General features: G+C 67.8%; 12 protein-coding genes. 7 read left to right on the top strand and 5 right to left on the bottom strand.

Annotation, left to right across the window (positions count from 1 at the left end):
* Positions 1–351 precede the first annotated feature (351 nt).
* Positions 352–855, bottom strand: coding sequence for a nitroreductase family deazaflavin-dependent oxidoreductase (locus BM199_RS19290; RefSeq protein ID WP_218160372.1), 504 nt, complete (start codon positions 853–855; stop codon positions 352–354).
* 425 nt (positions 856–1,280) lie between these two features.
* Between BM199_RS19290 and BM199_RS19295 the strand changes: the two genes are divergently transcribed.
* Complete coding sequence (locus BM199_RS19295) at positions 1,281–2,282, top strand: LLM class flavin-dependent oxidoreductase (protein WP_091674651.1); 1,002 nt, start codon at positions 1,281–1,283, stop codon at positions 2,280–2,282.
* Between the two features lie 30 nt (positions 2,283–2,312).
* Here the strand turns inward: BM199_RS19295 and BM199_RS19300 are convergent, their stop codons facing one another.
* Both BM199_RS19300 and BM199_RS19305 read right to left on the bottom strand, forming a co-directional pair.
* Entirely contained in the window at positions 2,313–4,382 is a 2,070-nt protein-coding gene (locus BM199_RS19300; protein WP_091674652.1) for a CocE/NonD family hydrolase, read from the bottom strand.
* Complete coding sequence (locus tag BM199_RS19305; RefSeq protein WP_091674653.1) at positions 4,382–5,689, bottom strand: ATP-grasp domain-containing protein; 1,308 nt, start codon at positions 5,687–5,689, stop codon at positions 4,382–4,384. Before BM199_RS19305 ends, BM199_RS19300 begins: the two co-directional genes overlap by 1 nt.
* A 132-nt stretch (positions 5,690–5,821) precedes the next feature.
* Between BM199_RS19305 and BM199_RS34595 the strand changes: the two genes are divergently transcribed.
* The 5 genes from BM199_RS34595 to BM199_RS19325 are packed head-to-tail and all read left to right on the top strand — an operon-like array spanning position 5,822 to position 9,694.
* On the top strand, positions 5,822–5,926 hold the full coding sequence (locus tag BM199_RS34595; protein WP_245788462.1) for a MerR family DNA-binding transcriptional regulator: 105 nt from the start codon (positions 5,822–5,824) through the stop codon (positions 5,924–5,926).
* A 3-nt stretch (positions 5,927–5,929) separates the two neighbouring features.
* Positions 5,930–6,232: a MerR family transcriptional regulator gene (locus BM199_RS19310; protein WP_245788463.1), complete on the top strand. Its 303-nt coding sequence runs from the start codon at positions 5,930–5,932 to the stop codon at positions 6,230–6,232.
* A gap of 58 nt (positions 6,233–6,290) precedes the next feature.
* A complete protein-coding gene (locus tag BM199_RS19315) occupies positions 6,291–7,550 on the top strand; it encodes an MFS transporter (protein ID WP_091674654.1) in 1,260 nt (419 codons plus the stop codon).
* A gap of 9 nt (positions 7,551–7,559) precedes the next feature.
* Positions 7,560–9,257: a ribonuclease J gene (locus tag BM199_RS19320; RefSeq protein WP_091674655.1), complete on the top strand. Its 1,698-nt coding sequence runs from the start codon at positions 7,560–7,562 to the stop codon at positions 9,255–9,257.
* Positions 9,258–9,280: 23 nt separating this feature from the next.
* Entirely contained in the window at positions 9,281–9,694 is a 414-nt protein-coding gene (locus tag BM199_RS19325; RefSeq protein ID WP_091674656.1) for a hypothetical protein, read from the top strand.
* Positions 9,695–9,748: 54 nt separating this feature from the next.
* On the opposite strand, the gene BM199_RS19330 is transcribed toward BM199_RS19325, so the two are convergent.
* Complete coding sequence (locus BM199_RS19330; RefSeq protein ID WP_091674657.1) at positions 9,749–10,591, bottom strand: hypothetical protein; 843 nt, start codon at positions 10,589–10,591, stop codon at positions 9,749–9,751.
* 272 nt (positions 10,592–10,863) lie between these two features.
* Here BM199_RS19330 and BM199_RS19335 point away from each other — a divergent pair, with 272 nt between their 5' ends.
* Positions 10,864–11,286 carry a pyridoxamine 5'-phosphate oxidase family protein gene (locus BM199_RS19335; RefSeq protein ID WP_091674658.1) on the top strand — a complete coding sequence of 141 codons (423 nt, stop codon included), beginning with the start codon at positions 10,864–10,866 and terminating at the stop codon, positions 11,284–11,286.
* A 115-nt stretch (positions 11,287–11,401) separates the two neighbouring features.
* Here BM199_RS19335 and BM199_RS19340 read toward each other — a convergent pair whose 3' ends face one another.
* The gene (locus BM199_RS19340) at positions 11,402–11,878 is read right to left on the bottom strand and encodes a (2Fe-2S)-binding protein (RefSeq protein ID WP_091674659.1); all 477 of its coding nucleotides are present in this window, start codon (positions 11,876–11,878) and stop codon (positions 11,402–11,404) included.
* Positions 11,879–11,884: the final 6 nt, after the last annotated feature.

Raw genomic sequence — 11,884 nt, forward strand, 5'->3', positions numbered from 1 at the left:
ACGCAGCCAAAGCGGTCGAGCGACTGTCATCACGAGTTCAACATCACCATCGTGAATCGATTATGCGCCTTTTGTCACCGGCTTCGACATGGAATTGACTGTACCCGAACGAGAATGACAATTTCTTCCACGGACGCCCCCGGGCCGGGCTCCGCTTCGATTCGCGCCGGCCCCGCTGCCGGTGGTCAGCCCGAGTGATGTCGCGTCAACGCCCCGCAGAAGGTCCGGCAGTGTGCCCGCAACTGGCTGACGAGGTCGAGCGGCGATCGGCCGCCGTCCGCCGGCCCTTGCCCTCTCGTGGCGGTCTCACCCACCTGGCGCCGAAGGACGGCGATCTCGGTGCGCAGCCAGTCATGGCTCTCGACAAGAAAGTCGCCAAGTCCCCGGCTGCGCTCCGTACCCCGGCGCCGGATCGACGCGGTGCAGCGTCACCACCGGGATCACCCGATCAATCCTGGCCTGGTACTCCCCGAATCCCGGATCGGCTTCAACCACCGCAGCGAAGAGCCGGTCCCGCTCTTCTCCTTGCGGGACAGCAGCGATCGCCTCGAAGGTCGAGGTGCCCGTCTCGACGGTGACCATCGGATTCTTGCGAATATTGTGGTACCAAGACGGATTGTTCGGGGCTCCCGCCGCGGACGCGACCACCAGCGGCTGCCCGTCGATCTCCAGGTATGCCAGGGGACTCGTCCGCCGCAGTCCGCTCCGCGCGCCCACCGTGGTCAGCAGGACGATGGATGCTCCCTCGAACATGCCGCCGACTTTTCCTTTGTTGTCCCGGAACTCGGCGATGATCTGCCGCTGGAACTCGCCGAAGTCGAACTCGCCCGCGGTTTCGGTTTGTCGCTCGGTCATGAAGTCCTTTCCACTCGATCCACTCGGACTGGAGCGCGGACACCACAATGAGCCGACACGAAAGAACCCCGCAGGCCAGTACGCGCTGGAGCAGGACACCACGATCCGAACGACGGATATCGCGGAAAAGAAGAGCGACTCGTGCCGCTCTCGATGTCAGCTGCTGTGGTGGCTGTGTAAGCCGCTACCTCCAGGCGTAGGCCCATACGGGGCTCGCCGACGACGCTAGCACGGCCCTGACGGGAATCGCAAAGTCCGACACCGGCCGCGGTACCCCGTAATCGCGTTGTCGCCCGAGATCGCGCGTGTTCTACTGCTGCAGCGGAACATGTCCTCAGGCAGCTTTCCGAGGCGCTGACCGAATGCGTCACCGCCATGGTTCTCGGTCAGCGCTGTCCGGTAGGCCGCACGGAAAGGAAACAACGATGACTCGCCCACAGGTACGCCTCGGGGTCAGGATCAACCGCGAAGTCACCGGCACCCGGTTGCCGGAACTGGCCCGGCAGGCGGAACAGGCCGGACTCGACGAGGTGTGGGTGGTCGAGGACTGCTTCTACGCGGGAGGAATCGCCGCCGCGGCCAGCGCTCTCGCGGCGACGGAGACGATCGCCGTCGGAATCGGCGTGCTGCCGACAGTGGCCCGCAGCCCGGCGATCGCGGCCATGGAACTGGCAGCACTCGCCGAACTCCACTCAGGCAGGCTGCTCGCCGGTTTCGGCCACGGAGTCGCCTCGTGGATGCGACAGATCGGCGCCTATCCGGCGTCCCCGTTGGCCGCGCTGGACGAGACGCTGACCGCGGTACGCCGGTTGCTGTCGGGTGAACGGGTTTCCATGGCCGGCAAGCATCTCCACCTGGACGAGGTCGAACTCGAGTTTCCACCGGCCGTCGTGCCGCCCGTGCTGGCCGGGGTCCGCGGGCCGAAATCGCTGGCCGTCTCCGGCAGGAAGGCCGATGGGACCGTACTCGCCGAGCCCGCCGCGCCCGAGTACATCCGCGCCGCCCTAAGGGCCGTCGAGGAGGGCCGGAGCGATCCGGCCGCACCTGCGGGTCACTCGCTCACCACCTACAACTGGCTCGCCCTCGACGACGATCCCGAGCGGGCCAGGGCGCGGGCCCGCTCCTCCTTGGCGTCGGCTCTCGGCCCGGGCGCCGAGGCGCACCTCCGCCCGCTGCCGTTCGGCGCGGAACTGCTCGCCGTCATCGCGGACAGCGCCACCACCGACGAGCTGGCCGCCCGGCTGCGGCCGGAGTGGATCGACCAGCTCACCGTCTCCGGCGACCTCGAGCGGTGCGTGGAGCAGGTCCGCCGCCTGCACGAAGCCGGCAGCGACTCGGTGGTGTTGTTGCCGCTCCTTGGCGAGCCGGACGAGGAAGCCTTCGTCGCCGCGGGCCAAATCGCGGCACGGCTGCGCCAGACTTCCTGACCGCCACTTTCGGCGGGAAAGTGCCGGTGCTCAGACGCAGTCCCGCGGGAGCGCGGTCTGCCAGTTCAGTGCGCTCATCCGCTCGTCACCCTCGTACGCGTCCAGTTGCGCGTGCACGACGAACTCGGTCGGGGTGCACGAGAGGATCGTGCGCGTCACGGTCTCCGCCTGCCAGTCACCCCTGCCGAACCGGATCGACCAGACCACCTCTCCCCGGGCCGAGGTGAAGTCGTCGGCGACCCAGCTGTAGGTCTCCTCGGCTCGCGAGGACACATCGAGGTCGATGTCGTCGTAGTGAGTCGTGCCGGAGTCCTTCACCACCCGAAGTTCCGACGTGTAGCCGATCAGGTCCCGGCACACCTGCCACCGTTGCTCCCCCTCGCGGAGCTTGGTGGTGGGCAGGGGCTCGGCTCCCTCCGGTTCGTCGAAAGGACGGGGTGAGACCTCGTCGGCCTCCGTGACCGGGCGGATGGGGAGCACGAGTGTGCTGGTCGTGGCGAACACCGAGAGTTCGACGGGTTCAGGAGGCGGCCAGGCCAGCGGCCAGTACGAAGTGGACAAGGCGAGCCGGATCCGATGGTCGGGCGGAAAACTCTGGGCCACCCCGTTGAGTGCCACGCGGACGCGGTACCGCCGTCCCGGCTCCAACGCACGAGGCTCGGCGTGCCCATCTCTGTGCGTCAGGTTCAGTAGGCCGTAGGTCACGCGGGTGGCCCTGCCGTCGGGAGCCACATCCGAAAGGCGTGCGGCCACCATCGCCACCGGCCGGTTCGCCGCGATGTCCAGCTCCACCACGGGAGAGCCGACGATCTCGCAGGTTTCGGGCAACGGCTCACTGTCGAACACGAGTGAACCGCCGTCCTCCTCACGCTGGTCGTACGGCAGGTCGGGCGGAGCGTTGTAGGAGCACCACTTCCCCGCGTACTGGCCTACCGAAAGCGGGGAGGCGACCCGCAGCTCGTCCGGCGCCCTCTCTCCCACTTCGGCGACGTTGCCGGAGTCGGGCGCCGCACCGGGATCGCTGTGTTCCTGCAGTATCCTGTTGTGGGCCAACGGATGTCGCGTCGGCCGCACGTGCGGCGACGGCCACGAGGGTTCCCCGACCCACCGCCCCGGGCGCTCCTCGTACGCCGTCGACGGAGGCACGCTGTCCTGCATCCAGACGCGCAGCATCGGGTCGTCCATGACGTCGTTGTCCTCGCCCTTGAGCCATTTGTCCCACCACCGGACGAGCTCCTGCAGGAAGCCGATCGCCGGCCCCGGCTCCCCGAGGTGCGGGTACTTGTGTGACCACGGCCCGATCAGCCCCTTGCGCGGCACGTCGAGGTCGGCCATCAGCCGAAAGACGGAATTGGAGTACCCGTCGGCCCAGCCGCTGACCGCCAGCACCGGACAGTCGACCGCGGCGAAGTCCTCGCAGACCGACCCGTGCCGCCAGTAGTCGTCGCGGCGCTGGTGCCGTAGCCACTCCTCCAGCCACAGCCCGCTGTTCTCGATCCGGTTGAGCCACATGTCCCGCCATCGCTCGCCGACGATCGCGGGATCGGGCGGGCAGGCGTTGTAGGCGAACATGGTCGAGGCCCAGGACAGGTTGTCGCTCAGCAGACAGCCACCCATGTAGTGCACGTCGTCCGCGTAGCGGTCATCGGTCGAGGCGACGGTGACGATGGCCGCGAGCCCCTTCGGCCTGCGGGCGGCGACCTGAAGTCCGTTGAATCCACCCCAGGAGATGCCCATGATCCCGATGTTGCCGTCGCACCAGGGCTGCTGTGCCAACCAGTCGAGCACATCCTCGGCGTCGTCGAGTTCCTGCGGCAGGTACTCGTCGGTCAGCACTCCCTCGGACTCCCCGGTTCCCCGTAGGTCCACCCGTACCCCGGCGTAGCCGTGCCCGGCGAAATAGGTGTGGTGGATCGAATCACGCGGCGCGGTGAAGTCACGCTTGCGATAGGGAATGAACTCCAGCACGGCGGGGACCGGTTCGTCGTCGGACGATACCGGCCGCCAGATGCGACCACCGAGCCGCGTGCCGTCCGAGAGCGTGACCCAGACGTGCTCGTCCTCCGTGACGGCGTGCGCGAACGAGGTCACCTCACGCATCAACGATTCTCCTGTTCCCGCCCGCTCCCCGGCTCGCGGGCGTCATCGAACTCGAACGACAGTGCTTCGAGGCACCGGTCGTATTTGGCCGACAACTCCGCCTCGTCGGCCGCCGCCGTGTGAATCGTGGCGTAGGCGAAGCTGTAGCTGTCCTGTTCCGGCAACTCGGACAGCCGATCCCCTTCCTGGGCGAGCAGGTGAATCGAGGTGCCCTCGATCGACCGCTCGATCTCCGCTACCTCCTTGGGGGTCGGCGCTCTGCGCACCACACCGTCGGTGAACCGCCGCGCCCACCACTTCGCCGCGAGGTCGTACGGACCCTCCCGATGCGGCAGGGCCGGATCGAGGCCCAACGCGAGACGGACCATGCACTGGTGGTTCGGCAGCCCGTCGACGTCGTCGAACAGTCTGGCGTGGGACTGCGAGTGCCGCGGATTCACCTCGAGCAGATTGATCTCGTCGGTCTCGGGATCCCAGAAGTACTCGATGTTGAACGCCACGGACGCCAGGCCGATACGGTCGATGACCTTCGTGGAGATCCGGGCCATCCGCTCGAGCACCGGGTCAGGCAGGGTCGACGGGTACTGGTAACGCAGAAAGCTCGGGGAATCAGGATAAGTGTGGGAGTCGATGATCCCGTACACGTGGATGTCGTCGCCAGTGCTGTAGCCCTCCACGGTGACCTGCTTGCCGCTGACCGACTCCTCGGCAAGACAGGCCTGCCCACCCGCGTCGGCGACCTCCGGAGGAAGGTCCACATAGGCCAGTACGGTGTCGAAGGCCTGACCCACCCTGCCGATACCCGCCCTGATCTCGGTCATCGCGTCGCGGAACTCCGTGTCGTCGTGTACCTCGAAGGCGAGTTCGGAGGAGAACGACTTGACCGGCTTGACCCACAACGGGTACCGAACGCCGTCCGGAGGCGATTCGTCATCCAGCTCGACAAGGCCGAACCGGGGATGCTCGTCGATCACCTGCTGCTGCTCGAGTCTGCTCCAGTATTTGTGCTCGCACTTCAGCACCGATTCCAGGGTCGCGGACCGCAATCCGAACCGCGCGCACAGGATGGGCACCATGGACGAGACAGGAAAGTCCCAGTAGCCGACGACCGCGTTGATCGGGTCCTGGAACGCCCGTAGCTGCTGGTCCGCCTTGGCGAGCAGGTCGTCGAACTCGATGTGCTCCGCGGCGAGGAGCTCGTCGACGCTCAGTAGCGGATGAAACCGGTAGGTGTTGAGGCCGCGGACGTCGCGCAGTGTTTCCAGGTTGTCCGGGTCAAGGCCGAGCACGAACACGTTCTCGGACATCAAGGCTCCTGTCGCCGACGGTTGCTGCTGTATGTCGAGGGGGTACCCAGCCCCTCCTCGCTCATGCACGCGCGCTCCGGTCCTGGACCGCGACCGTACGGTGGAGGCAGGAATCCGGAGAAGGGAACGATCGTGCAGATCGGAGAGTTGTCCGAGCGCACGGGCGCCAGCCGGCGCTCGATCAGGTACTACGAGCAGCAAGGGCTGCTGCGGCCCGCGCGCACCGGCAAGGGATGACGGGTGTACGCCGAGTTGGACGTGAACCGCGTGCTCAACCTGCGCGGGCTGCTGGCCGCGGGGCTACTGCTGGAGGACGTTCACCACGTCGCACCGTGCCTCGACATGAAGACCGCCGACTTCATGGCCTGCGACAACCCCGGTGACGCGACGCTGGCGATGTACGAGGGCCGCCTGGCCGAACTGGACGCGAAGGCAGCAGAACTCCAGCGGTACCGGACGGAACTGGTGGACCGCTTGGCGCGGCTGCGGGCTCAGGCGGCGGGCGCCGAAGACTTCCGGAGGCTGCTGCGCTCCGGCGCTTGACCTTGACACCGGTGTCACTACCTACCGTGCGGACGCACCCACGAGGAGGTAGTGAACGATGGCAAAACCCGGATTGCCCGGCTGGCTGTACGTGCTGTTCCTGACACTGCTCGCCACCGCGACGGACGAGTTCATCATCGCCGGCGTACTGCGCGAGATCGCCCGCGATCTCGAGGTCGGCGTTGCTGCCGCGGGCCAACTGGTCACGGTGTTCGCTGTCGTGTACGCGGTAGGCGCCCCGACGCTCGCTGTCGCCTTCGACCGGTTCCCGCGACGCAGCGTCATGGTGTGCGGCCTTGCCGTCTTCGTACTGGCGAACGCCGCCGCCGCGCTGGCACCGGGGTACGCCGCGCTGCTGACGGCCCGGGTGGCGGCCGCGCTGGGGGCGGCGGTGATCACCGCCGCCGCCTTCACGACAGCTGCCATGGGTGCTCCGGCCGGCATGCGGGGCCGGTACCTCGGCGTCGCGACGGCAGGTATGACAGCGGCGCTGTTCACCGGTGTGCCGCTGGGCACCTGGTTGGGCGTCGCGATGGGGTGGCGCGCCACGTTCTGGCTCATCGCCGCAGTGGGTGTCCTCGCCGCGGCCGGCCTGCTCGGCACCGCACCTTCGGTTCCCGGCAGCTCGACCGCACCGCTGCGGACCCGGTTCGCGCCGCTGCGCAGCGCCCGTGTGTTGCGGCTGGTGGCGGTGACCTTCACGGCGGCGAGTGGTGGACTGATGTTCTACACCTACCTGGCCGCCTACGTGGCCGAGGTCGCCACCGGTTCCGGGGTCCTGCTGGCGACCGCGCTGTTCGTGGTCGGTGTCGCGGGTCTGGCCGGAGCACTGCTGGCGGGGCGGGCCGCCGACGCGCTCGGCCTCCCGCGCAGCCTGCGCTGGGTGATCGGCGGGCACGCGCTGGCGCTGCTACTCCTCGCCGGGTACGCCTTCAGTGACCTCACCGGGCCGCTGTCGCTCGGCCTGCTCGTCGCCCTGATCGCGCTGTGGTCGGTCTTCGCGTGGGGCCTCAATCCGCCGATTCAGGGCAGCATCATGGCAGCCGCGGGTGCCGAATCGGCGATGCCCGCACTCGCGTTGAACATTTCCGGGCTCTACCTCGGGACCGGCGTGGCGGGCGCGATCGGTGGCGCCGTCGTCGCCGCGGCCGACGTCCGGTTCGTTCCGCTGGCCGGCGGTGTACTGATGATGCTGTCGTTCCTGCTCACGCACATACCGCTCGATTCGACCGGCAGCACGGCGGACGCGCCCGGTACCGGTCCACGCGATGCGCCCCAGAAGACGGCCGACGTTCCATCGCCATCGACTCTCACGTAGCGTAAGTGTGTGAATTCCGTATCGCGGGCCGTGGCGCCTGCCTCGCCTGCCGTACCCGTGCTTCCTGCTGATGCCCTTCGTGTGGTGGCGTTTGGTGGGTTGGGTGAGATCGGGCGAAACATGACGGTGTTCGAGCATGCGGGCAAGTTGCTGGTCGTGGATTGTGGGGTGTTGTTCCCGGAGGAGCACCAGCCGGGGGTGGATGTGATCCTGCCGGACTGGTCCGCGATCCGGGACCGGTTGTCCGATGTGGTCGCGATCGTGCTCACCCACGGCCATGAGGACCACATCGGTGGGGTGCCCTACCTGCTGCGGGAACGCCGGGACATCCCGCTGATCGGCTCGCGGCTGACGCTGAGTTTTATCACCGCGAAGCTCGCCGAGCACCGCATCCAGCCGGTCCTGACCGAGGTCAAGGAAGGCGAAACCCTCGACGTCGGGCCGTTCGGCCTGGAGTTCCTCGCGGTCAACCACTCCATCCCCGACGGTCTCGCGATCGCGATCCGCACCGCCGCGGGCCTCGTCCTGCACACCGGGGACTTCAAAATGGACCAGTTCCCCCTCGACCGCCGCATCACCGACCTGCGCGGCTTCGCCCGCCTCGGCGAGGAAGGCGTCGACCTGTTCCTCACCGACTCCACCAACGCCGACGTCCCCGGCTTCACCACCTCCGAACGCGAACTCACCCCCGCCATCGAGTCGGTGTTCCGCACCACGCAGCGCCGGGTGATCGTGTCCAGCTTCGCCAGCCACGTCCACCGCATCCAGCAGGTCCTCGACGCCGCTCACGCCCACGGCCGCAAGGTCGCCTTCGTCGGCCGCTCCATGGTGCGCAACATGGGCCTGGCCACCGACCTCGGCTACCTCACCGTTCCCGACGGCCTCGTCGTCGACGCCAAAACCATGGACCGCCTCCCGCCGAACAAGGTCACCCTGATCTGCACCGGCTCCCAGGGCGAACCCCTGGCCGCGCTGTCCCGCATGGCCGCGGGCACCCACACCATCACCGTCGGCGAAGGCGACACGGTACTGCTGGCCAGCTCCCTGATCCCCGGCAACGAGAACGCCATCTACCGCGTCATCAACGGACTCACCGACCTCGGCGCGAACGTCATCCACAAAGGCAACGCCAAAGTCCACGTCTCCGGACACGCCAGCGCCGGCGAACTCGTCTACTGCTACAACATCGTGCAACCCTCCAACGTCCTCACCGTCCACGGCGAAGCCCGACACCTACGCGCCAACGCCGACCTCGCCATCAGCACCGGCCTCCCCCGCGAACGCGTCCTCGTCGCCGCCAACGGCGACATCATCGACCTGCACGACGGGCGCGCCCTGCACACCGGCGCCGTCGACGTCCACAACATCTACGTCGACGGCGACACCGTCGGCGGCGTCACCGAAGCCTCCCTCGCCCAACGCCGCACCCTCGGCGAAGAAGGCGTCCTCACCGTCGTCGCCCTCATCGACACCGACACCGGCCGCCTCACCGAAGACCCCGACATCCTCGCCCGCGGCTTCGAACACCACGACACCACCTTCACCACCCTCACCCCAGCACTGGAAAAGGCACTCGCCGGCGCCGCCGAACGCAACATCACCGACACCACCCGCCTCGAACACCTCATCGTCCGCGAAACCGAAAGATGGGCCCGCAAACTCTTCCGCCGCCAACCCGTCATCATCCCCGTCGTCATCGAAGCCTGACCCCACCCAGAAACGACCCAGTCATGCGCTCACACCCCGCCCGCTACTCCAGCATCGCCGACTTCAACAGCGCGTATCCGCACAGCCCGATCCCGCTCGATCCGCACACCCGGCAGGCGTTGCTCACCTACCACGCGGCGATGGCCGGCATCACCGACGACCTCCTGGGCACCGGGGCCTCACTCACCCTCGAATTCGTCCCCCACCAACCCCCGACGCCACACACGGTGCGCCAGCACACCCCTGACCAGCTCGGCACGATCATCGCCACCCACTGGGGCCGCCCGCCCGTACTCGTCCTCGCCGAGTCGATCCCGCTCGCGCAGGCGCGAAAAGCGGTTCTCAACGAGTGGCCCACCCGCCTCGCCGACGTACAGGCGGCGCTCACCACACTCGCCGAAGACGTCGTTGCGCACAGTGAGCCGCTGTCGCCCTGAGCCGGTGCTTCATCAGCTTTGGCGGTGTGCCGCCACCGTGACCGGCGCGGCTGATCAGCCGCCCAGCAAGCCACCGCCGAGGTCGAGCACGCCCTTGACCGTGCCGGTCACCGGGTCGAGGACGGGGTCGAGCAGTCCGCCGTCCTGGGTCTGCTCACCGCCGGTGTCGGTTCCCCCGCTGTCGTTCCGCGGCGGCGGTTTCGATTCCGTGGTCGTCGATCCGGTCCTTGGGGCCGGTGGAGTGTTCGAGGTCGTCGGCTTCGGTGCGGCCGTGGACACGGTGGCTCCGTCGTCCGATTCAGCCTGAGTGGCACCCCCGGAGCCGCCACGATCGACCGCGGCAGCGGAACTGGGCCGGCGCATCGGCGAGGCGACGTCCGCGGTGTCGTTGAGCAGGACGCTGGCCGCGGTGGTCGTCGGTGTCGTTCCGCCACCGGTTCGCGCGATGTCGGTTCCCGGGCCTGGCTGCGCGCCCCGCGGTGCGGCCATCGTCCGGTCGGAGTCGTGCTGCGGGGCGTCATCCACCGGCGAGGACGCGACGGTGGGCTTCAGCGCGACCAGCCCGGCAACGGTGAGGCCGAACAGCACGACCGCCCTGCTCATGGTGCTGGTCCTGCCGAGTGCGCCCTTACGCTCCCGCTGCTTGCCCGGATCCTTGCGGAGCGCGACGGGCACAGCGGGCGCAACGGCCTCGAACCGGTCGGTCGGAGCGGAGTCACCGGCGAACTCGATGCCTTCACGACGGAGCAGTTCCACGACGGGCAGGGTGGCCCGAGGGATCTCGTCCGTGTCGGGCCTCGCGCCAGTCGCCACCTCGGCACGCTCGCGTGCCAGCAGTTCGGCGACCGTGTGTCGGCGAGTGCTGCTCTGCCGGTCATCCGCCACGTTCGTCGACACCTTCAAACCTCTCGTTCGATACGCAACAGCGCCACAACGCGCCACGCCTCGGACGGCGAGGACTACGGGCTGTCTACCACTGGCGGCCAGATACTACCCGTTTGAACGAGAAAGCCAAGGGTGCTCCCCGATCTCATATACCGAGAGTAAGCATTGGTGCTCTAACGGGAATCGGCCGCGCGGATGGCGGATCGGGAATGATCTCCCACTTCTGCGGGTTGGCAGTACCGACACCACGCAGACCACCAGACGTCTCGCACCGAGGAGCAGGCATGTCCTTCGTCATGACCGCAGAGGAACGCGAGACGTTTCTCGCCGGAGTCCACGTCGGGGTACTCGCAGTCGCCCGTGCCGGACGGGGGCCGCTGGCCGTGCCCGTCTGGTACTCCTATGAGCGCGGCGGCGACGTCCTCATCTGGATGGAACGGGACACCGTGAAGGACGTGGCCATCCGTGCGGCTGGTGTCTTCAGTCTCGTGGCGCAGTCCGAGACGGCACCGTACAAGTACGTCACCACCGAGGGGCCGGTGGTCGCCAACGACGAGCCGCCGACTCGCGCGCAGGCACTGACGATCACCCGCCGCTACCTGCCGGAGGACGAGGCCGTTGCCTACGTTGACGGCGCACTCGGCGAGCGGTCGATCCTGGTCCGGATGCGTCCGGAGAAGTGGCTCAGCAACGATCAGAGCAAGTAGGAAAGAATCTCGGCGTGACCAAGCCGCCAATCGCACTTTCGCGGGAAAGTGCGGTTGGCGGTAATTGGCGCCGGTGGTCTTACTCGGTTGCACTCGCCGCACCGGCGGGTGTGGGTCACATGTTCTCCGCCCCGGCCTTGATCGCGTCGCGAATCCGGTTGTAGGTGCCGCACCGGCAGATGTTGCGGATGGTGTCCAGATCGTCGTCGTTCACTTCGTGACCCGCCTCGCGCGCCTGCCGGACCTTGGCCACCGCCGCCATGATCTGACCGGGCTGGCAGTACCCGCACTGGGCGACGTCGTACTCCAGCCAGGCCTCCTGCATCGGATGCAGGTCCTTGCCGACCGTGGCGGGCAGTCCCTCGATGGTGGTGATCTCGTCCGTGGGCTTGACGTCGGAAACGCGGACGGAACAGGGATTGAAGGCCTTGCCGTTGATGTGACAGGTGCAGGCCTTGCACACGTTGATCCCGCACCCGTACTTCGGGCCGTTGATGCCGAGCAGGTCGCGGATCACCCACAGCAGGCGGACGTCGTCCTCCACGTCGACCGTGACCTGCTCACCGTTGATCCTGAAAGTGTGTTGGGGCACCGGTGC

The organism is Amycolatopsis marina, assembly GCF_900111885.1.
Classification (GTDB): Bacteria; Actinomycetota; Actinomycetes; order Mycobacteriales; family Pseudonocardiaceae; genus Amycolatopsis; species Amycolatopsis marina.

Bases quoted from the DNA above. Each gene is read 5' to 3' on its own strand.
- BM199_RS19315 (WP_091674654.1), top strand. From the start codon at position 6,291: ATGGCAAAACCCGGATTGCCCGGCTGGCTGTACGTGCTGTTCCTGACA.
- BM199_RS19325 (WP_091674656.1), top strand. From the start codon at position 9,281: ATGCGCTCACACCCCGCCCGCTACTCCAGCATCGCCGACTTCAACAGC.
- BM199_RS19335 (WP_091674658.1), top strand. From the start codon at position 10,864: ATGTCCTTCGTCATGACCGCAGAGGAACGCGAGACGTTTCTCGCCGGA.
- BM199_RS19300 (WP_091674652.1), bottom strand. From the start codon at position 4,382: ATGCGTGAGGTGACCTCGTTCGCGCACGCCGTCACGGAGGACGAGCAC.
- BM199_RS19290 (WP_218160372.1), bottom strand. From the start codon at position 855: ATGACCGAGCGACAAACCGAAACCGCGGGCGAGTTCGACTTCGGCGAG.
- BM199_RS19305 (WP_091674653.1), bottom strand. From the start codon at position 5,689: ATGTCCGAGAACGTGTTCGTGCTCGGCCTTGACCCGGACAACCTGGAA.
- BM199_RS19295 (WP_091674651.1), top strand. From the start codon at position 1,281: ATGACTCGCCCACAGGTACGCCTCGGGGTCAGGATCAACCGCGAAGTC.